General features: G+C 67.6%; 18 protein-coding genes. 12 read left to right on the top strand and 6 right to left on the bottom strand.

Annotated features, from left to right (window positions below; all coding sequences use genetic code 11):
- Positions 1-11 precede the first annotated feature (11 nt).
- Positions 12-1,244 carry an MFS transporter gene (locus ACFWUU_RS07035; RefSeq protein ID WP_137253218.1) on the top strand — a complete coding sequence of 411 codons (1,233 nt, stop codon included), beginning with the start codon at positions 12-14 and terminating at the stop codon, positions 1,242-1,244.
- On the opposite strand, the gene ACFWUU_RS07030 is transcribed toward ACFWUU_RS07035, so the two are convergent.
- A complete protein-coding gene (locus tag ACFWUU_RS07030) occupies positions 1,245-1,994 on the bottom strand; it encodes a hypothetical protein (RefSeq protein ID WP_380173417.1) in 750 nt (249 codons plus the stop codon).
- Positions 1,995-2,049: 55 nt separating this feature from the next.
- On the opposite strand from ACFWUU_RS07030, the gene ACFWUU_RS07025 reads away from it, so the two are divergent.
- Positions 2,050-2,694, top strand: coding sequence for an IclR family transcriptional regulator (locus ACFWUU_RS07025; protein ID WP_130444922.1), 645 nt, complete (start codon positions 2,050-2,052; stop codon positions 2,692-2,694).
- Here the strand turns inward: ACFWUU_RS07025 and ACFWUU_RS07020 are convergent.
- Positions 2,691-3,161 (bottom strand): Lrp/AsnC family transcriptional regulator, encoded by a 471-nt coding sequence (locus tag ACFWUU_RS07020; protein WP_137253220.1) that lies wholly within the window; start codon positions 3,159-3,161, stop codon positions 2,691-2,693. The two genes, ACFWUU_RS07025 and ACFWUU_RS07020, sit on opposite strands and share 4 nt — an antisense overlap.
- 150 nt (positions 3,162-3,311) lie before the next feature.
- On the opposite strand from ACFWUU_RS07020, the gene hppD reads away from it, so the two are divergent.
- The 7 genes from hppD (at position 3,312) to ACFWUU_RS06985 (ending at position 9,788) form a co-directional block, all read left to right on the top strand.
- Positions 3,312-4,514, top strand: coding sequence for a 4-hydroxyphenylpyruvate dioxygenase (gene hppD / locus ACFWUU_RS07015; RefSeq protein ID WP_380173415.1), 1,203 nt, complete (start codon positions 3,312-3,314; stop codon positions 4,512-4,514).
- Between the two features lie 151 nt (positions 4,515-4,665).
- Positions 4,666-5,139 (top strand): hypothetical protein, encoded by a 474-nt coding sequence (locus tag ACFWUU_RS07010; protein ID WP_380173413.1) that lies wholly within the window; start codon positions 4,666-4,668, stop codon positions 5,137-5,139.
- Positions 5,140-5,230: 91 nt separating this feature from the next.
- Positions 5,231-6,607, top strand: coding sequence for an FAD-binding oxidoreductase (locus tag ACFWUU_RS07005; RefSeq protein ID WP_380173411.1), 1,377 nt, complete (start codon positions 5,231-5,233; stop codon positions 6,605-6,607).
- Positions 6,608-6,742: 135 nt separating this feature from the next.
- A complete protein-coding gene (locus ACFWUU_RS07000) occupies positions 6,743-7,333 on the top strand; it encodes an LppP/LprE family lipoprotein (protein ID WP_233714569.1) in 591 nt (196 codons plus the stop codon).
- Between the two features lie 15 nt (positions 7,334-7,348).
- Entirely contained in the window at positions 7,349-8,047 is a 699-nt protein-coding gene (cseB, locus tag ACFWUU_RS06995; protein WP_137253224.1) for a two-component system response regulator CseB, read from the top strand.
- Positions 8,048-8,050: 3 nt separating this feature from the next.
- On the top strand, positions 8,051-9,295 hold the full coding sequence (locus tag ACFWUU_RS06990) for an ATP-binding protein (protein WP_371407777.1): 1,245 nt from the start codon (positions 8,051-8,053) through the stop codon (positions 9,293-9,295).
- A gap of 79 nt (positions 9,296-9,374) precedes the next feature.
- Entirely contained in the window at positions 9,375-9,788 is a 414-nt protein-coding gene (locus tag ACFWUU_RS06985) for a hypothetical protein (protein WP_380173409.1), read from the top strand.
- Between the two features lie 48 nt (positions 9,789-9,836).
- Here the strand turns inward: ACFWUU_RS06985 and ACFWUU_RS06980 are convergent, their stop codons facing one another.
- The 3 genes from ACFWUU_RS06980 to ACFWUU_RS06970 form a co-directional block, all read right to left on the bottom strand.
- Positions 9,837-13,589 carry an endo-alpha-N-acetylgalactosaminidase family protein gene (locus tag ACFWUU_RS06980; RefSeq protein WP_380173407.1) on the bottom strand — a complete coding sequence of 1,251 codons (3,753 nt, stop codon included), beginning with the start codon at positions 13,587-13,589 and terminating at the stop codon, positions 9,837-9,839.
- Between the two features lie 104 nt (positions 13,590-13,693).
- Positions 13,694-14,917 carry a fumarylacetoacetase gene (gene fahA, locus ACFWUU_RS06975; RefSeq protein WP_380173405.1) on the bottom strand — a complete coding sequence of 408 codons (1,224 nt, stop codon included), beginning with the start codon at positions 14,915-14,917 and terminating at the stop codon, positions 13,694-13,696.
- Positions 14,917-15,768 (bottom strand): hypothetical protein, encoded by an 852-nt coding sequence (locus ACFWUU_RS06970; RefSeq protein ID WP_137253228.1) that lies wholly within the window; start codon positions 15,766-15,768, stop codon positions 14,917-14,919. Before ACFWUU_RS06970 ends, fahA begins: the two co-directional genes overlap by 1 nt.
- 74 nt (positions 15,769-15,842) lie before the next feature.
- Between ACFWUU_RS06970 and ACFWUU_RS06965 the strand changes: the two genes are divergently transcribed.
- The gene (locus ACFWUU_RS06965; RefSeq protein WP_380173404.1) at positions 15,843-17,036 is read left to right on the top strand and encodes a homogentisate 1,2-dioxygenase; all 1,194 of its coding nucleotides are present in this window, start codon (positions 15,843-15,845) and stop codon (positions 17,034-17,036) included.
- Positions 17,037-17,059: 23 nt separating this feature from the next.
- Positions 17,060-17,776, top strand: coding sequence for a hypothetical protein (locus tag ACFWUU_RS06960; protein WP_380173402.1), 717 nt, complete (start codon positions 17,060-17,062; stop codon positions 17,774-17,776).
- On the opposite strand, the gene ACFWUU_RS06955 is transcribed toward ACFWUU_RS06960, so the two are convergent.
- Positions 17,773-18,561, bottom strand: coding sequence for a polysaccharide deacetylase family protein (locus tag ACFWUU_RS06955; protein ID WP_380173400.1), 789 nt, complete (start codon positions 18,559-18,561; stop codon positions 17,773-17,775). The two genes, ACFWUU_RS06960 and ACFWUU_RS06955, sit on opposite strands and share 4 nt — an antisense overlap.
- A gap of 129 nt (positions 18,562-18,690) precedes the next feature.
- On the opposite strand from ACFWUU_RS06955, the gene ACFWUU_RS06950 reads away from it, so the two are divergent.
- Positions 18,691-20,508: a bifunctional metallophosphatase/5'-nucleotidase gene (locus ACFWUU_RS06950; RefSeq protein WP_380173398.1), complete on the top strand. Its 1,818-nt coding sequence runs from the start codon at positions 18,691-18,693 to the stop codon at positions 20,506-20,508.
- Positions 20,509-20,549: the final 41 nt, after the last annotated feature.

The following is a 20,549-nucleotide window of genomic DNA, read 5'->3' as shown; positions in this document are numbered from 1 at the left end:
AAGTTGTCGTTGTGCGTCTGCTCACCGACATCCGTCCGTTGCGTGAGTCAGCCGATTTCCGGCGGTTGTGGGTCGGGTCGACGGTGTCGCAGCTCGGTCAGCAGATGACCGCGGTGACCGTGTCGATCCAGGTGTACGCGATCACGCATTCGACGTTCTCGGTCGGGCTCGTCGGGTTGTTCTCGCTGGTCCCGCTGGTCGTCTTCGGGCTGTACGGCGGGGCGATGGCCGACGCGATCGACCGGCGCATCCTCTCGCTCGTCTCGTCGGCCGGACTGTGGCTGCTGTCGATGGTCCTCGTGCTGCAGTCGCATCTCGACTGGGGCAAGGTGTGGGTGCTGTACGCCGTCGTGGCCTGCCAGTCGGCGTGCTTCGCGGTCAACAACCCGGCGCGGTCCGCGATCATCCCGCGGCTGATCCGCCCCGAGTTGCTGCCGGCCGCGAACACGCTCAGCCAGGCCGCGTTCAACCTGGGCTTCACCGCCGGGCCGCTGCTCGGCGCGGCGGTGATCGCCTGGCACGGGTTCGCGGCGGCGTACCTGGTCGACGTGATCACGTTCACCGCGGCGCTCTACGCGCTGTTCCGGTTGCCGGCGGTGCCGCCGACCGGCGCGATCCGGCGGGCCGGGCTGCGGTCGGTGCTCGAGGGGTTCACGTTCCTGCGGGCGGCGCCGGCGCTGCTCGCGACGTTCCTCGCGGACATCCTCGCGATGGTGTTCGCGCAGCCGCGGGCGTTGTTCCCGGCGGTGGCGGGTGCGTTCTTCGGCGGCGGAGTACGGACGGTCGGGTTGCTGCAGGCCGCGCCGGCGATCGGGGCGCTGATCGGGGTGATCTTCTCCGGCTGGGTGACCCGGGTACGTCGGCAGGGCGTGGCGATCGTGCTGGCGATCACGGCGTACGCCGCGGCCGTCGGGCTGTTCGGGTTGTCGCGGACGATCTGGCTGGGGGTGGCGTTGCTCGCGATGTCCGGTGCGGCCGACATGGTGAGTTCGGCGTACCGGAACACCGTGCTGCAGTCAGCGGCGCCGGATGCGATGCGCGGGCGGCTGCAGGGAGTCTTCATCGTCGTCGTGGCCGGTGGGCCGCGGCTCGGAGACTTCGTCGCTGGTACGACGGCGTCGTTGACCAGCCCCACGATCGCGCTGCTCGGCGGCGCCGCGGTCTGCATCACCGGCCTGTTCATCCTGCTCGCGCGGAACCGGCCGTTCCGGGTCTACGACTCGCAGACCCGCGCGTTGAGCTGATCAGCCGCCGGTGGCGAGCTTCTTCAGGACGGTGAACCAGGAGTCCAGGTCCGGGTTGATCTCGGTCATCGGCTTGTCGCCGACGGTCACCATCTTGCGATCGCCCAGCGGCTTCTTCAGCTTGAACGCGGTCAGCGAGGCGTTGTCCTCCGGCGGACACGGGGTGTCGACGTCGACGGACACCACCACCTTGTCCTCCTGCTCGTCGACCCGCAGATCACTCGCGCAGGAGATGCCGGTCCCGATCAGCATGTCGCCCTCGTCGTACTTCGGCGCGTTCTGGATCCACTTCAGGTACGCCGGCTTCTTGCCCTTGATCAGCTGGTAGTACTGCACCGGCTGCGGGGTCTTCTCCGTGGTCGGGCCCTTGCCGTCGCCGAGGAAGGTGCCGAAGACCATGTCGACGCACGGATCCTTCGCGCCCGGGCCGTCGATCGCGCCGAACGCCCGCGCGGCCTTGTAGCAGCCGACCGCCTCGCGGTTGAACGAGATGTTGAAGCCGACCAGGATCAGCGCACCGACGACCAGCGCGATCGCGAGCATCCGGCGGCTCTTCAGCTGCTGCGGACCGAGTACGCCGGCCGCGCGCCGGGCCTCCTCCGGGGTCGCGTCGGCGGGGATCGGCGCGGTGCGGAACAGGGCCATGATCGAGCTCGTCCACTGCGGATTGATCAGGGTCGGAATGGCGTAGACCAGGATCAGCACCACGGCCACGAGGACGGCGGGGAGCAGCGACCAGTAATTTCGCACGGCAGCAAGATACGGGGCCATCGGTCCGCGCCCGAATAACGGATACTCTTTCTAGGTGCCCGCCGAGACTTCGCAGACGCTCGACCGAGGACTGACCGTCCTCGAGTTGCTCGCGGACGCGCCGGACGGCCTGTCGATCACCGAACTGGCCGCCGCGCTCGGGGTCAGCCGGACGGTCGTCTACCGCCTGGTGAACACGCTCGAGCTGCATCGGCTGGTGCGTCGTGACAGCGAGGGACGGGCGCGGCTCGGTCTCGCCGTACTGCACTACAGCCGTCGCGTGCAGCCGACGCTGCGTGACGCTGCCCTTCCGGTACTGCGTTCACTGGCGGAGGACACCGGTGCGACCGCGCACCTGACGGTCGCGGACGGTGAAGAGGCGCTCGCGATCGCCGTCATCGAGCCCAGCTGGACCGACTTCCACGTGTCTTATCGGATGGGTTCCCGCCACGCGCTCGACCAGGGCGCCGCCGGCAAGGCAATCCTCGCCGGCCGCCGCAAGCCCGACCCCGCCGGCCGCCCCTTCGTAGTCACCTCAGGCGAGCTCCAAGCCGGCGCCCAAGGCGTCTCCTCCCCGGTCCTCGGCGTCCCAGGCGTGGAGGCCTCCATCGGCGTGGTCGTCCTCGGCAAACTCGACCGAGACTTCGTAGGCCCCCGAGTAGCCCGAGCCGCAGTAGAAGTAGCCAAGCGCCTCGCCTAGTTCTTGGTGGCTGCTTCCACCAAGGGGAGTACTCGGTGGGGGATTTGTTCGGCGAGGGCGATCACCGTGGACGCTCTTTGGATGCCTCGGACGATGACTACCTGGTCGATCACGCGTTGGAGGTCTGCGTTGGAGCGGGCGACGATGCGGCACCACAGGTCCTCGGCGCCGGTGATCGTGTGGACCTCGAGTACTTCGGGGATCCGCGCCAGCGCCTCGGCGACCGTCGTGTGACCCGACCCCTGCTCGATCTGCAGCGTCGCGAACGCCGTCACCGGATATCCGATCGCGGTCGTGTCGATGTCCGGCCCCCACCCGCGCACCACGCCGTCACGCTGCAACCGGTCCAGCCGCGCCTGGACAGTGCCCCGCGCAACCCCCAGCCGCCGCGACGCCTCGAGCACCCCGACCCGCGGCTCGGCCGCGAACAACCGCAGGATCCGGCCGTCCAGCGCATCCACTGACATGGCCATCCTCCGTCAATAGTCAGACTGACCAAATAGCCTAGCAACTCCACCATATGACTGCACAGCTTGTGCAGTGAAATAACGAACAGTTGCACAACCTGTCACCATCCCGCGAGGCTCGGTGCACGTACCCGACCCGGGAGGACCCCGATGACCAGCACCGACCTCACCCCCGCAGAGCTCGACGCCGATCTCGACCTCGACCAGCTCAAGCAGCTCGTCGGCCTGGTGCCGTACGACGAGAGCACCGACCCGTTCCCGGTCACCGCGATGGACGCCGTGGTGTTCGTGGTCGGCAACGCCACCCAGACCGCGAAGTGGTACCAGCTCGCGTTCGGCATGGACCTGGTCGCGTACTCCGGTCCCGAGACCGGCAGCAAGGACAGCAAGTCGTACGTCCTCAAGTCCGGCTCCGGCCGCTTCGTCATCTCCGGCGGCGTGAGCCCGAAGAGCCCGCTGCTCGACCACCACCGCAGGCACGGTGACGGCGTCTCCGACCTCTCCCTCGAGGTCCCGGACGTGGACAAGTGCATCGAGCACGCCCGCAAGGTCGGCGCTGTCGTCCTCGAGGAGCCGAACGACGTCACCGACGAGCACGGCACGATCCGTCGCGCGGCGATTTCGGCGTACGGCGACACCCGGCACACGCTGATCGACCGCAGCAAGTACGACGGCCCGTACCTGCCCGGCTTCGTCGCCGCGACCACCCAGGTGACCCGTCCCGAGGGGCACCCGAAGCGGCTGTTCCAAGCGGTCGACCACGTCGTCGGCAACGTCGAGCTCGGCAAGATGGACGAGTGGGTTGCCTTCTACAACAAAGTCATGGGCTTCGTGAACATGGCCGAGTTCATCGGTGACGACATCGCCACCGACTACTCGGCGCTGATGAGCAAGGTCGTCGCCAACGGCAACCACCGGGTGAAGTTCCCGCTGAACGAGCCGGCGGTGGCGAAGAAGAAGTCGCAGATCGACGAGTTCCTGGAGTTCTACGACGGCGCCGGCGCGCAGCACATCGCACTCGCCACCAACGACATCCTGCGCACCGTCGACATCATGCGCGCCAACGGCGTCGAGTTTCTCAACACCCCCGACTCGTACTACGAGGATCCGGAGCTGCGGTCCCGGATCGGCAACGTCCGCGTGCCGATCGAGGAGCTGCAGTCCCGCGGCATCCTGGTCGACCGGGACGAGGACGGCTACCTGCTGCAGATCTTCACCGCCCCGATCGGCGACCGCCCGACGGTCTTCTACGAACTGATCGAGCGGCACGGCTCGCTCGGCTTCGGCAAGGGCAACTTCAAGGCGCTGTTCGAGGCGATCGAGCGCGAACAAGAGCGACGCGGCAACCTCTGAGCCACGGCCGGCACGCCGAGAAGCTTGCCAGATGCAACTGACCACGGCGTGTCGCCGTCCGATTACCGGAATGACTGTTGGGGCAAGCTCCGTTCGCGTAGTGTGCCTTCCTGAGTGTGCGTCGGGGCGTGCACTCAGGAAGGGTTTCGTCATGAAGACACTGGGCATTCTGCTCAGCACCGCAGGACTGGCCGGAGTCGGCGTGCTCACCTTCGCCGCCGCAGCGCCGGCCCAGGCGGCCGAAACGGCCACCTGTTCAGGTGCGAGATCCATCGCGTCGGCACCGATGCTGCGCGACCACAAACCACCCAGTTGGGGCACTGTCCGGTTGGTCCGGGACAACTGCTCGCAGTACTGGGCCGAGATCAGCATGGCGTCGCCGGTGGTGGCCAATGCGAAGGCCAACGCCTTCGTGGTGCAGTACGGCGGCGGCAACAACGGCCGGGTGCTCAGCTGTGACAGCAGCGGCGGCAACGGTTCGGTGATCGCGGGGCAGCGCACCTGCCGGACACCGAAGATCAAAGGCGGCAGCGGTATCACGTTCGCCGCGATCGGCCGCGAGTACCACAACTACGGCGGCGGCTACGAGGAGATCTCGGAGAACGCCACCAAACGCACCCGCTGAACGGTCTGTGTCCTGCTGTGTCCTGCTGTGTCCTGATGCGGACATGGACAGGGGCGCGCAGTACCGCGCAGTAGTTACTAGGCTCGACGGTATGAGTGAGGTCGTCGAGCAGTTGCGTCAGGTCCTGCCGCCCGAGGCGTTGGTCACCGATCCGGACCGGATGGAGAGCTACCGGTACGACCGGGCGATGTTCTGCCCGGCCGGGATGCCGCTCGCCGTCGTGCTGGCGCGGGAGACCGCGCACGTGCAGGCGGCGGTGCGTATCGCGGCCGAGGCCGGCGTACCGATCGTGCCGCAGGGCGCGCGGTCCGGCCTGTCCGGCGCCGCCAACGCGCTCGACGGCTGCATCGTCATCTCGCTGGAGAAGATGGACAAGATCCTGGCCATCGAGCCGGTCGATCGGTACGTCGTCACGCAGCCGGGCGTCTACAACGCCGTACTGTCCCGCGCCGTGGCCGAGCACGGACTGTTCTACCCGCCGGACCCGTCCAGCTGGGAGTTCTGCTCGATCGGCGGCAACCTGTCCACGAACTCGGGCGGCCTGTGCTGCGTCAAGTACGGCGTGACTACGGACTACGTGCTGGGTCTGGAGGTCGTGCTCGCGGACGGACGCATCCTGCGGACCGGCCGCAAGACCGTCAAGGGCGTCGCCGGGTACGACCTGGCCAAGCTGATCGTCGGCAGCGAGGGCACGCTCGGCATCATCACCGAGGCGACGCTCGCGCTCCGCCCGGCGGCCGCCAAGCCGCGGACGATGGCGGCGCTGTTCGCCGACGGTGTCGAGGCCGGCAACGCGATCCTCGAGATCATCCGCAGCGGCGTGTCGCTCAGCCTGCTGGAGATCATGGACCGGACCACGATCCAGGCGGTCAACAAGTACAAGCGGATGGACCTCCCGGAGGAGGCCGGCGCGATGCTGATCGCGCAGTCCGACGCGGGCGGTGAGGCCGGCGCCGCCGACGTGGCCACGGTCGCGAAGCTGTGCCGCGACAACGGCGCGCTCGAGTGCATCGAGGCCGAGGACGACGCCGAGGGCGAGCTGCTGCTCGAAGGACGCCGGGTCGCGCTGACGGCGTTGGAGGAGCTCGGTACGACGATGATCGACGACGTCGCCGTACCGCGGTCGCGGCTGGCGGAGTTCATCGGCCGCCTCGAGCAACTGTCGGCCGAGCTGGACATCACCATCGGCGTGCTCGGGCACGCCGGCGACGGCAACATGCACCCGACCGTGGTGTTCGACCAGACCGATCCGGACCAGGCCAGGCGCGCGCAGGAGGCGTTCGACCGGGTGATGGAGATCGGGCTCGAGCTCGGCGGGACGATCACCGGCGAGCACGGTGTCGGCGTACTGAAGCGCGCCTGGCTGGCCGAGGAAGTGGGGCCGGTCTCGCTGGACGTCCACCGGGCGATCAAGAACGCGCTGGACCCGAAAAACCTGCTCAATCCGGGCAAGATCGTTGCCGAGTGAGGTTGTGATCCAACCGCAATAGAACTGTCGAGGCCATTCGACGTCCATGCCCGTCGAATGTGACGTCCGGCCGACACTATGGAAGGTACTTAGCTGAATTCGCGGGGGGACTGGATGCAGGGTAGGAGGCGCCCGATGGGTCTGTGGCGCCGTACCGTGCTGCCTGCCGTAGCTGCTCTGGTCGGGACGATCACGCTCTCTGCCTGCGCGAACGGCGGCGGACTGCGGGTCGAGGGCCCCGAGTCACCGCCGCCGAGCCCGACGCCGTCGGTTGCCTTCGGCACCACTCAGCCGCACCCGGAGAAGACCCCCGAGGTGGCCGTCGACCTGGCCAAGGTCCGGGTCAGACTGCTCGCCGATCGGCACCTGTCCAGCTACGCCCGGACAGTCCTTTCGAATTGCACGGTGATTTCGCGTTGCCTCAGCAGGGGTAAGACCGTTGATGTATTGCACAGCGGTACACCTCAGCAGATCGTTCTGATCCACACCCTGGAGAAGTTCGTCTTCGGTATCTTCCTGATCGCCGTCGAGCCCTCGGGCCCGCGACCGATCTGGAACCTGAACGTCGAGCAACCGACCGTGACTGCCAGCCCCGACGGGAACCTGGTGGTCGAGTCGAAGATCTTCACGATCAACGACCCGGTCTGCTGCCCGTCGGGCCGACGGGTCGAGGTCTACCGTTGGAACGGTCGGCAGATGACCAAGGTGAGCTCGGCGAACCAGTAGGGAGACTGAAGTTCGGTGGTACCGGAAGAACCGGCAGCGCGCATTCTCATGGTCGAGGACGACGCGGTGATCCGTGAGGCGACCCAGTTGACCCTCGAACGGCACGGCTACGACGTCACCACGGCCGAGGACGGCCTGGAGGCGATCGAGCGATTCGAGAAGATCCACCCGGACGTCGTGATGCTCGACATCATGCTGCCCGGCCTGGACGGCATCTCGGTCTGCCGACGGGTCCGCGAGACCAGCACGGTCCCGATCGTGATGGTCTCGGCCCGCGGTGACGCGCTCGACGTCGTACTCGGTCTGGAAGCAGGCGCCGACGACTATGTGACCAAACCCTTCGACACCCAGGTGCTGGTGGCGCGGCTGCGGGCGGTGATGCGGCGGGCGGTCTCCGATCCTGAGCGTCCGGCGCCGGCGGCCGGCTCCGGCGTCGAGTCGTTCGGCGACCTCGAGCTGGACCGGGAGGCCCTGGAGGTCCGCCGCAGCGGCGCGACCGTCCAGTTGACGCCGACCGAGCTCAAGCTGCTGATCGAGTTCGCCAACAACCCCGGCGTGGTGCTGAGCCGCTCGACCCTGCTGCAGCGGGTCTGGGACTACGAGTGGGGCGGCGACGGCCGGCTGGTCGACGTACACCTGCAGCGGCTGCGGACCAAGATCGGTGCCGACCGCATCGAAACCGTCCGCGGCTTCGGGTACAAGTTGCGTGCGTAGTTGATGGGACTGCGCGGCAAGCTCGGTCTCATCTTCCTGCTGGTCTCCGCGCTCGCGATCCTCGTACTGTGCGTCGCGGTCTACACCCAGGCCCAGTCGGCCCGGCTGGACCGCACGCGCAGTTTCGCGGACGAGCGGATCCAGCTCGCGGCGCAGAGCTACGACACCAACGACGTACCGGTGTTCGGGGCGAAGGTGGACGATCCGGAGCTGCCGCCGCAGCTGCGCGACGCCGTGCTCGAGGGCAAGCGGGCCACGTTCAAGACCGGGTCGCCGCACGCGAAGATGTGGGCGGCGGTCGCGGTCAAGGACGGCAAGATCCTCTCGATCGAGCAGGACTACGAGACCAGCGACGACTCGATGAAGGCGTTGCAGCAGGCGTTGCTGCTCGGCGGTATCGGCACGGTCGCGCTGGTCGCCCTGGTCAGCGTGATCCTGGCGGGCAGCCTGTCCAAGCGGATCGTTGCGGTGGCCGGTACGGCGCGGCGCATCGCCGCCGGTGATCTGGACGCGTCGGCTGCGCAGGCCGTTGGCAAGGGCAAGGATGAGGTGCAGTCGCTGGCGACCGCGATCGACACGATGGCCAGTTCCTTGCGCGGCCAGCTCGAGGCCGAGCGCCGGTTCACCGCGGACGTCGCACATGACCTTCGTACGCCGGTGACCGGGCTGACCACTGCAGCCGAGCTGCTGCCGCCGGGGCGACCTAGCGAGCTGGTTCGCGACCGGGCCAAGGTGCTGCGGCGACTGGTCGAGGACCTGCTCGAGATCGCGCGCTTCGACTCGGGTGTCGAGCAGGCCGACCTGGAGCTGGTCGGACTCGGCGCCTTTGTCGGATCGGCTGTAGCCCGGCTGCGGATGCAGCAAGCGCTGGCGCCGGACAGTGTCATCGTTCACCTGCTCGGGCCGGACCAGACAGTGTCGACCGATTCGCGCCGGATCGAGCGGATCCTGGCCAACCTGATCGTCAACGGGCTACGGCACGGCAAGCCGCCGGTCGAGGTGACGGTCAGCGGCCGGACCGTCGAGGTGGTTGACCACGGCAACGGTTACCCGGAGGAGTTGATTGCCGAGGGCCCGCGTCGGTTCCGGTCCGGGATGGCCGAGCGCGGTGTCGGGCACGGCCTCGGGCTGACGATCGCTGCCGGCCACGCGAAGGTGCTCGGCGCCGATCTGACCTTCGGCGAGGCGCCGGGTGGCGGCGCGCTCGCGCGGCTCGTACTGCCGGCCGAACCTGAGACGCAGTCGTAACACAACTCTTCAACCTTTGCCGCCGCCGTCGCGTCTTCTCCTCCGTAACACCAACAAAACGAGGGGAAACCAGAACATCATGCGTACTCAGTTGATTCGCCGTACCGCTGCCGTCGTCGCCGGTCTCGCACTTGCCGGTGGGGGACTCGGCATCACCGGCGCCCTGCAGGCCAACGCCGCCACGACGCACACCACCGTGGCGAGCGCGTCGGTCGCGGCGAAGTCGATCACGATCAAGTCGGACAAGACCACCGCGAAGGCGTGGGCGAAGGTCTCGTTCACCGGCAAGACCAGCGGTATCGCGAAGAACACCGTGGTCCAGGTGCAGCGGCTCGAGAACGGCAAGTGGGTCAACTTCCCGGCCACCACCAAGGTGACCAGCAAGGCCACCTACTCGGTCTGGGTGCAGAGCGGCCGCGTCGGCGTGAACAAGTTCCGCGTCGTCGCGGCGAACACCGCCTCCGCTGCGGCCTCGGTGACCATCACCAAGTAGGACGCGAAACGGCGCCACTCCCCAAGGGGCGGGGAGTGGCGCCGTTTCTCAATGCGTGCCGTACACGTTGAACTCGGCGGCCGATCCGAAGACTGCGCCGTTCAACGAGCTCGTGCCGACGAACTTCACATACCGCCCTGGCTTGGCGGTGAAGTCGACACGCTGTGCGGCGATGGAGTTCGGGAACTGCCCGGTCGCAACCGGCGTACCCCAGTCCTGACCATCGGCACTCACATAGATCTCGTAGCCCTTGAACATCCCGTTCGTCCCGCTCTGCCGGGGCAGATAGCTGAACCCGTTCACGCTGTACGTCGACCCGAGGTCGAGCGTCATGTGATGCGGGAAGTCAGCCGGTGTTGGGACCTCGGACCAGGCGGAATGCCAGATAGTGCTGGGGTTTCCGTCCAGCGCCATCGTTGCGGCGCCGCCGGTGGCGACGTCCTCGCTGTCCACATCCGCCACCTTGATCCGGGACTGCGGCACGATCCCCGGCGGGAGCACAGTCGCCTCCGCGCTGATCATTGCCTGACCACCCGTTGCCGTCAGCACATACTTTCCTTCTGGTGTACCAGCCGGCGGCGTGACATCCCAGGTGGTCGTCGCCGTCATGCCCGCAGCCACGCTGGCATGGGTTGCCGGAGTCGTCGCGGTGACCGTCCAGCCGTCCGGCGCCTGGAGCCCGAGCGTGATGTTGCTGGCAGCAACCACATCGTTGTTGGTGAAGGTCGTCGTGACGGTGTTCGCCTCGCCGGAGACGAGCCCGGTCAACCCGGAGATCGCGACCGAGGTGCAGTCCGCCGGCTCCGACGTCGTACCGAGATCCGTGACGGCGAAGTTGTCCATGATGAAGTCGGTCTGATCACCGCCGTCGGTCAGCTTGCGCAGACCGACCCAATAGTCACCGCCGCATCCGGCCACGAACTCCTGGTTGAACGCCGCCTTCGTGCGCTGCTCGCCGATCGGGGTCGCCTTCACCTCGACCGAGTCTGGACGATCCACGCCCTGAACCCACGCGTACTGGCCGGCGCGACCGCTCTCGTAGTCGAAGCTGACCTTGTACTTGTGGCCCGGCTGGAAGTTCACCGTCGACGGAGTGGTCCGGTATACCAAACCGGCGTTCTCCTCATGCGACTTCAGCGACCAGTCGCCGTCGAGGACATCGTCGACCAGCTTCCCGTTCCAACCGGCCTGCGTGTACGGCGCGTGCTCCTTCGCCAGCACCGTCCGCGGATCGGTTACCCCGCCGGCGTCGCCCTTCACGAACGGGCCCCAGCCCTGGTCGACATTCTCGAAGTCATCCACCAGCCCTGCCGCAGGTCGCTTCGTCTCCGCCACCCGCACGTCATCTACCCGAACCTGCGCTGCGCCAGCGGCTGCACCGATGGACAGGTCGGCCGTACTGCCCTTCGCGTCGAACACCACTCGAGCGCGCTGGTAGTAGGCCTCGTGTTTGTCGTCGGCGGCAACCATGTTCTGCGCCGTCGATCTGGTCACCACGTTCTTGCTGCCGTCCACGGTGATGGTGGTCGGGCGGGACTTGCCCGGCTCGACCTCGACCCAGGCGGACGCGCTGTACGTGCGACCACGCGTCAGCCCGGTGATCCGCTGCTTGACAGACGAAGCCTTCGTGCCGAGCTGGGCGACGTGCTGACCGTTGTCGAGGGTCGCGATGGTCGCGCCGCCGGTGGCGTTCCAGGCGGTCAGGTTGCCGGCGTTGAAACCGGGGTCCTTGAGGTGCGTGCTTTCACCCCACGCGGCGTCGCGCGGCTTCGGAGCGGCGACCGGGTAGAGGACGTACGGCTTGCCCGCAACCGCATCGAGCGTGATCGCGCCGTGGTGCGCCCGGACGGTGGTCGGCTTCGCGCGGCCGGTGTCCGTGAGCTGGTACGCGGTGAAGGTGTTGACGCCGGCGAACGCCGCGGGCAGCTGCCACGTCGTACGGCCGCCGGTCGGGTTGTAGTGGTAGAGCTTCTTGTTGTTGTCCCACGGGAGCAGGTACTTGTCGCCGTCGAGCACCTTCGCGTTCCCGACGTACACGGCTCGCTTGCCGTTCTCGACCGCGCCGCGGACGCTGCCGGTGAACGTGATGTCGTTGGCGTTCCAGTCGATGATCTTCTGCTGCTGGAGGAACTTCGTCGGCAGGTTCTGCTTCCAGATGTTCGCGTAGAACTTGTTCCAGTCGGTCTCGCCGGTCCAGCCCTCGAACTCGACGATGCTGGCCTGGCCGAGGATCGGGTCGCTGTTCCAGACGTCCTTCTCGTGATTGCGGACGAACCGGATGATCTGCGAGTTCAGGCCCTTGTTCGTCGGGCCGCCGTAGTCGAGGTCGTTGGCCCAGTGCGACCACAGCGACGTACGCTCGTGCCGGTCGGCCCACTCGGTCGCGATCTGCCAGCCCTGGTCGGAGAGCTGCCGGGTCAGACCGTCGGCGAGCCAGCCGGACTGGTAGTAGACGTCGATGTACAGCTCCTGCAGGTTCTTGTCGGTCTCGTCGCGGAGCTGCTGGAACCGCTTCACGATGTTGCCGGAGGCAAGATCCGGGCGCTGCTTGATGTAGTAGCTCTGGTTCAGCCAGTTCCAGCCCTTGGCGGTCTTGTCGACCAGGTCCTCGCTGAACGCGTTCGCCTCCGGGTAGGACTCGGTCGCGTTCACGTGGACGCCGAAGGCCGCGTTCCAGGACTTGCCCTGCTTGAGCAGCGTGTTGAGGTCGGTCAGCCCGCCGGCGCGGAGGTTGTAGTTGCCGCCGTAGTCCGGGTGACCCGAGTCATGCCCCTCGGAGGCGTACCCCTTCAGGATCGCCATCTGGCCGAGCCCGTCGGTCGACAGCGAGATGCGCTTGACGTCGTCGAGCGTGCGCAGGAACGGGTGCGTCGCCTGGCTGGCGAAGTTGAACGGGATGTGCGTGATCACGCGGTCCTTGACCTGGCCGCCGCCGTTCGGCTCGACCATGATCGAGCGGAACGCGACCGCGCCGTCCTCCCAGTCGACGGTCTTGTCGTGGTTCGCATCCGGCGTCACCACGACCTTCGCCCAGGGGAGCGGCTCGGTGTACGGCGAGGTGTCGGCGCGGTAGGTCCACTGGCCGCTCCAGACGCCGACGCGGGTGCTGCCGTCCGCGCCCTTGCGTGCCTGGTGCCAGAACCGGGCGCCGTCGTCGACCGACTGGCCGGAAGGCTTGTCGTACGTCGAGTTCGACTCGATGCCCGCTGCCAGGCCGCTTGTGTTGACGAACGCGTACGCCGCACCGGTCGCGGACGTCTCGCCCGGGGTGGCTGCGGTGATCGGCGTGATCTTGTCCGCGGTACGCGTCGAGTCCGGGTCCAGCGTGGTGAAGGCGGTCGTCGCGCCTGCGTCCGTGCTCGCGACCGAGACCAGGTCCTGGTTCGGGATGTCGATCGTGTGCACGCGACTCGCCTCGGTGTCACGGACCGCGTCGATCGCGAACTTCGTCACCCGCCCGGCGACGCTCAGGCTGGCGTCGAGCTCGACACCGGGCAGGGCGTCGAAGGCGAGCGTGTACGACGCGCGGCCGTCCCCTACCGTCGCCGGCTTGGCGAGGTGGGCGGTCCGGGCGGTGCCGTCGATCGTGACCGTCGAGATCGCGTCCGGCTGGCCGCCGAGGGCCTGCCCGGAGGCGTTGTCGACGTACTTGACCACCCGGGGGAAGTCCGCCCCGACGGTGACCGTGAGTTCGTTCGACCGGAGAGTCAGGTCGCCGGCGGCGTGCGCACCTGAGGGCACGCTCAGCACACCGGCAGCCAACGCTACAGCCAGTACTCCACACCCCACTGAACGTTTCATGCGGAGAAAGTTCGCACGTAACAGCTAACAGGTCAAGAGAAACGAACACTAATGAACAAGATTCGCCTCGCCTTCGGCATCGGCACAGGAAAGGCGGGGGTGGTTCAGGCCGACCGCGTGGGGTGTGGGTGGGCAGGCGTGATCCGTCCGGTCACCTCGCCGAGGCCCCGGCGGGAGCCGTCGGCTGCCGTTGCCCATGCCCCGATCGTCACCTCGTCGCCGTCTTCGAGGAACGTGTGTTCTTTGCCGTCGACGATGAGGGGTTCGCGGCCGCCCCAGCTCAGTTCGATGAAGGAGCCGCGTTGGTTCTTCTCGGGGCCGCTGACGGTGCCGGAGGCGTAGAGGTCGCCGGTGTGGACGGTGGCGCCGTTGACAGTCATGTGGGCGAGCATCTGGGCGGGGGACCAGTAGATCTCCCGGTACGGCGGGCTGCTGACGAGGTGGCCGTTGAGGTACACCTCGAACGTGATGTCGTAGTTCACGAGGTTCTTCCCGGCCAGGTACGGAAGGACGGGCGGGTCCTGGGCCGGGAGGGGTACGGCGGATGCCGCGAGGGCGTCGAGGGAGACAACCCACGGCGAGATCGACGTCGCGAAGGACTTGCCGAGGAACGGGCCGAGCGGGACGTACTCCCACGCCTGCAGATCGCGCGCGGACCAGTCGTTCACGAGTACCACGCCGTACACATGGTCCTCGAAATCGTCAACGGAGATAGGCTTTCCGAGCGTCGACGGCGTGCCGACGACATATCCGAGCTCAACCTCGATATCCAACCGCTGCGACGGCCCGAACGTCGGCGCCGCCGCGTCCGGCGCCTTCCGCTGACCGCTCGGCCTGACGATATCGGTGCCGCTGGCAACGATCGTGCCGGCCCGGCCGTGGTACCCGACCGGGAGGTGTTTCCAGTTCGGCAGCAGCGGCTCGGAGTCCGGGCGGAAGAGCCGGCCGAGGTTCGTCGCGTGCTGCTCGGAAGCGTAGAAGTCGACGTAATCCGCGACTTCGAACGGAAGCTGCATGGTGACTGCGGACTGCGGGATCAGATGCGGCTCGACGGTGTCCCGATCGTTGGCGTTGCGGACCAGCTCGAGCAACCAACTGCGAGTCGCGCGCCAGGCGGGCCGGCCGAGCGCGAGGAACGCGTTCAGTGTCGGCTCGGCGAACAGTTGCGCGCCGTCCAGCATCTGCGCCGACGCGACCGGCGCGAGGTCGATGATCTGGTCTCCGATCGCGGCGCCCACCCGGGGCTCCTCGTCCCCGTGCCGGAACACGCCGAGCGGCAGGTTGTCCGGCCCGAACGGCGAGCCGTCCGGGATGTCGATCCAGCTCATCAGCCCTCCATCAAACCCAGTGTCGTCAGGTCGTTCCGCGGTTCGTCGATGCTGCACGACCCGAACGACGTGAACCACCGCCGCGTACTCATCGCCTGATCGTCGGTCAACTCACCGGCTCGAGCAGCAAGCACCTTGCCGTCCCGCTCGTTCAGAACCGAGACCACCTCATCGTGCGCCGCGCCGTCGAGCGACGCCCGCGTAGCGAGCAGCACATTGAGGAACCCGTGATGCTCGAACCCGGTATCCGAAGCGGTATGCCGGACCGCGTTGTGCAGCCCGGCCGTGCACTTGAAGGCCACCTCACGATCCAGGCAGGCGATGACGAAGGACGCCACCTGCTCCGCCGACGGGAACAACGACACGTCGAGTCCACCGGTCCGCAGCTTGGCGGCGTACCCGGCGTCGGCGACCACGTCGAGCGCGCGCTCCCACGCTCCGTCGAGCCCGATCTCGACGTACGCCGTCTCCTCGTCGAGGCAGTCGTCACACGCGCGGACGACGCGCAGCGCGTTGCGGGACAGATCGTCCTCGTCGCGCAGCCGGACCTCGACCGCGGTCACCTCGACGTCCTTCGACCGGTCGCCCCAGCGGATCGCCGGCTCGATCCCGCCGGCGCCGCCGGAGATCACCACCGACACGCGCAGCGGCCCGTCGCCGGAGCGCGCCGCCTCGGCGGCCACGTCCATCAGGTCCTGGTCGGTGCAGACGAACGGCCCGACGAGGTCGGCGTACGGCGACGTCAGGTGGGACCGGTGTGCGGTGACGGCCTGGGCCATCGGAAGGTTCCCCGGCGGGAACATGGCTGCGTCGTCGACCAGGTGCCGGAACAAGGCGGGGACGGTTGACATGGCCCAGAGCCTAACGGATGCTTTCGGTAAGCGGACGCACGCGTTCGATTATCGGATACTCTGGAGCAATTCTGATGGCGTTCTACCGGCAGGTCGGGGAAGTTCCGCCGAAGCGGCACACCCAGTTCCGGAAACCGGACGGCGGGCTGTACTACGAGGAGCTGATGGGGGAGGAGGGGTTCTCATCGGACTCGTCGCTGCTGTACCACGCCGGCGTGCCGTCCGCGATCGTCGATTCGCAGGTGTGGGACCTGCCCGATCTCGCCACCGTCCCCAACCACCCGCTGACGCCGCGGCACCTCAAGCTGCACGATCTCTTCACCGACACCTCGAAGTCGAACGCAGTCGAGGACCGGCGGCTGGTCCTCGGCAACGGTGACGTCCGGATCTCGTACGTCGTCGCGGAGCAGCCCTCGCCGTACTACCGGAACGCGATCGGCGACGAGTGCGTGTACGTCGAGAAGGGCTCGGCGACCGTCGAGACGGTGTTCGGCGTACTGAACGCTGTCCAGGGCGATTACGTGATCATCCCGCGCGCGACCACACACCGCTGGCTGCCCGGCCCGGAGGGCGTGCACGCGTACGCCATCGAGGGCAACTCGCACATCGCGCCGCCCAAGCGCTACCTGTCGCGGTACGGGCAGTTCCTCGAGCACTCGCCGTACTGCGAACGCGACCTGCACCCCACGACCGAGCCGCTCGTGGTCGAGGGGACGGATGTCGAGGTACTGGTGAAGCATCGCGGGAACGGCGCCGGCGGGATCGTCGGCAGCCGGATGACGTATGCGACGCATCCGTTCGACGTGGTCGGGTGGGACGGCTGTCTGTACCCGTACACGTTCAACGTGAGCGACTTCGAGCCGATCACCGGGCGGGTGCACCAGCCGCCGCCCGTGCACCAGGTGTTCGAGGGCTACAACTTCGTGGTCTGCAACTTCGTACCGCGGAAGGTCGACTATCACCCGCTGTCGGTGCCGGTGCCGTACTACCACTCGAACGTCGACTCCGACGAGGTGATGTTCTACTGCGGCGGCGACTACGAGGCGCGGAAGGGCTCCGGGATCGGGCTCGGATCGATCTCGCTGCACCCCGGCGGGTACGCGCACGGTCCGCAGCCGTCGGCGATCGAGGCCTCGCTCGGCGCGGAGCGGTTCGAGGAACTGGCCGTCATGGTCGACACCTTCCGCCCGCTCGAACTGGGCGAGGGCGGCCAGGCTGTCGACGACGGTGTGTACGCCTGGACGTGGGCTGGTCGCCGCAAGTCGTAGCTGTTTGTGGGATTCTTTCCTCTGTGAGTGAGGACGGGGACACGTCGCAACAGGTCGTGGAAGAGGTTTCACCGGAGCCGGAGTCGGGCGAATCGCCGGAGGTGGAAGTGCAGATGCCACCGCACGACCCGGAGATGCCCTTTGTCGTCGGCGTCGATCGGGACGCGGTGGTCCGCCGGCGCGAGGTGGTCCGGACCGTGGAGCGTCGCGGTGCCTGGATCACGCTGGCGATCGGCGTGGTCGGGATCGCGGCCGCGCTCTACGCGCTGCTCGCGTTCCGCGGCTCGGGGATGTGGCCGTTCGCGATCTTGTTGATCCTGGCAATGATCCCGCTGGTCCTCAGCACGGTGATGGTCTACCGGCTGCAGGCCGAGCGGCAGCAGTGGTACGACACCAACGAGCTGCAGCCGGTCGCGATGCGGATGTCGCTCAAGGGGCTCGAGCTCGCGTGCGACGGAGCGGCGTACCCGGTGGTCCTGCAGTGGCAGACCGTCCGCGGCTTCCGGCAGCAGAAGCTGCTCGGTCAGTACGTCCTCGACCTCGACCTGGTGCCGGGGGTGAGCGCGACCACGGCCGGTGTCCGTGGCCTCGACCAGGCGCCGGTCCGCAGCGTCGTCAAGCCCAATCCGCTCCTACGCCCCACCGGTCTCTTCCTGGTGAAGGCGCTGGACCAGCCCGTCCACATCATCGACGAAGCCATGAAGCACTTCTCCGGCGGAACGGCGCAGGTCCGGCGCTAGCAGGGCAGTGAGCGGTACGTGTAGCCGAGCTTCGTCAGCTTGGTGAGCGCGCTGTCCAGGGCGGCGACGGTCTGGGAGCGGTTGCCGCCGCCGTCGTGCATCAGGATGATCGCGCCGGGGCGGGCCCCGGACATGATCGCGTGCTCGATGTGGGCGACGCCGGGCTTCTCCCAGTCCTCGGTGTCGACGTCCCAGAGGACCTCGTGCTGGTGGTACGCCGCCGCGATCGCGTGGATCTTCGCGTTGGTGGCGCCCTCCGGCGGCCGCAGGCACTTCGACTTGATGCCGCCGGCGATCTCCTGTCGTACCTTCGCGTCCGGGAGGCGCGTCAGCGTCTTGTGGTCGTACGTGTGGTTGCCGACGTGATGCCCGGCGGCGCGCTCGGCCGTGACCAGCTCCGGGAACTGCGCCACCTGGATCCCGATCACGAAGAACGTGGCTTGCGCGTGGTGCTTCCGCAGTACCTGAAGGACCTTCGGGGTCCACTCGTGCTGCGGGCCGTCGTCGAACGTCAGGTACAGGACCTTGCCGTTGTCGGTCAGGTTCCAGTCGTCCGCCGGTGGCTTCGGCGCCGGCGGCTTGACGGCCGGCCGGGTGGGTTTGGTCGACGACGACGTGCCTCGCTTGGACGTGGTCGACGTACTCAGGAGTCCGTGAGTAGGCGCCTTGTCGACGGGTTTCGCGGACGTGGTCGCGTGTTTGGACGGACTGGCGGCTTGGGCTAGGACGGCACCGCAAAGCAGGGCGGCGACCAACGGCAGGAGTTTGCCGGGCGGCTTGGTCATGCACGGCATCCTCTCGCGTCGCACGGTTCATCGAGGCACCGGGTCACCCGTAGGGTGGGCTCTCGTGCCGGAGATCCCGGCGGCAGACCAGTGAGGCGGCTGATGACGAACAGCGGTGAGCGTACGACGATGACCAGACGGACCCTGATCGGCGGAGCATCCGCCCTGGCCGCGGCCGGGTTCACGGCCGTCCCGGCGTACGCCGGCGGAACCGGACACGGCCGGAGTGTCCGCTTGAGCGTCATGGGCACGACCGACCTGCACGGCAACGTCTTCAACTGGGACTACTTCAAGAACGCCGAGTACGACGACTCCGCGCACAACGACATCGGCCTCGCGAAGATCTCCACGCTCGTCACCGCGGTCCGGGACCGGATCGCTGCGGACCGCCACGCGCCGCGGCCGCTGCTGCTCGACGCCGGCGACACGATCCAGGGGACTCCGCTGGCGTATTACTTCGCGAAGATCGAGCCGATCACCGGCGGTCACACGCACCCGATGGCGGCGGCGATGAACCGGATCGGGTACGACGCGGCGGCGCTCGGCAACCATGAGTTCAACTACGGGATCGAGCTGCTGCGCAAGTTCCAGCGGCAGCTGCGGTTCCCGCTGCTCGGGGCGAATGCGCAGGACTGGACGACGGGCCTGCCGGCGTTCCCGCCGTACGTGCTGAAGCGGGTGCAGGTGCCGGGCGAGAAGCCGATCACCGTCGGCATCCTCGGCCTGACCAACCCGGGCATCGCGATCTGGGACAAGGCGAACGTCGAGAACAAGCTCAAGTTCGGCGGGATCGTCGAGCTGGCGAAGGTGTGGGTACCGCGGGTGCGCAAGGCCGGCGCCGACATCGTGATCGCGTCCGTGCACTCGGGGATGGACCTGTCCTCGTCGTACGGCGACGCGCTGCCGTATCCGGAGAACACGTCGGTGCTGCTGGCGGAGACCGTGCCCGGTATCGACGCCGTACTCGTCGGGCACGCGCATCTGGAGATCCCGGAGCGCCTCGTCACGAACAAGACCAGCGGCGAGCAGGTCGTGCTGAGCGAGCCGCTGAAGTGGGGCATGCGGCTGTCGCTGATCGACCTCGACCTGCAAAAGGTCCGCGGGCGGTGGAAGGTCGTCAGTCGGCACAGCCAGGTGCTGAACGCGAACACCGTCGACGCCGATCCGCACGTGGTCGAGCTGCTGCAGAAGGATCACGACAAGGTCGTCTCGTATGTGAACTCGAAGATCGGCACGTGCACCGAGCCGATGTCGGCGGCTACGGCACCGTGGGAGGACACGGCTGCGCTGGACTTCGTCAACTTCATCCAGGCTGATGCGGTGTCGAAGGCGCTGGTCGGTACGCCGCAGGAGTCGCTGCCTGTGCTGGCGATCGCCGCGCCGTTCAACCGAGCGGCTGCGATCCCGGCCGGGGATGTGTCGATCCGCGATGTGGCTGGGTTGTACATCTTCGACAACACGCTGCTCGCGGTGACGATGACGGGGGCGCAGGTGAAGGCGTACCTGGAGTTCTCGGCGGCGTACTACAAGCAGGTGACCGGGGCCGGGCCGTTCCCGTCCGACCAGATCACCAACGCGCCGACCTCCACTGCGCCTGGTGGCACGCCGGACTACAACTACGACGTCGTCGGCGGTCTTTCCAAGCCGCTCACCTACAAGATCGACATCGCGAAGGCGGTCGGGGCGCGGATCACGGACCTTTCGTACGACGGGGTCGCGGTCGCTGCCGACCAGGAATTCGTCGTCGCAGTCAATAACTACCGCCAGTCCGGCGGCGGCAATTTCCCCCACGTCTCCACCGCGCCGGTCGTCTACAACCGCCAGGTAGAAATCCGCCAACTGATGATCGACTACGTAACCGCCACCGGCTCGGTCGACCCCAACACCTTCCACACAGTCGACTGGTCCCTAACCTCAAACGGCACCCCCATCACCGTCACCAGCTAACAACCAGCCCATCACGGTGCCACGCGCGGCGCGTGGGAATG

The sequence above is a fragment of the Kribbella sp. NPDC058693 genome, assembly GCF_042715335.1.
Taxonomy (GTDB): Bacteria; Actinomycetota; Actinomycetes; order Propionibacteriales; family Kribbellaceae; genus Kribbella; species Kribbella jiaozuonensis.
The sequence above is the reverse complement of the archived record's forward strand: the minus strand, read 5'-3'. Positions and strand labels throughout refer to the sequence as shown.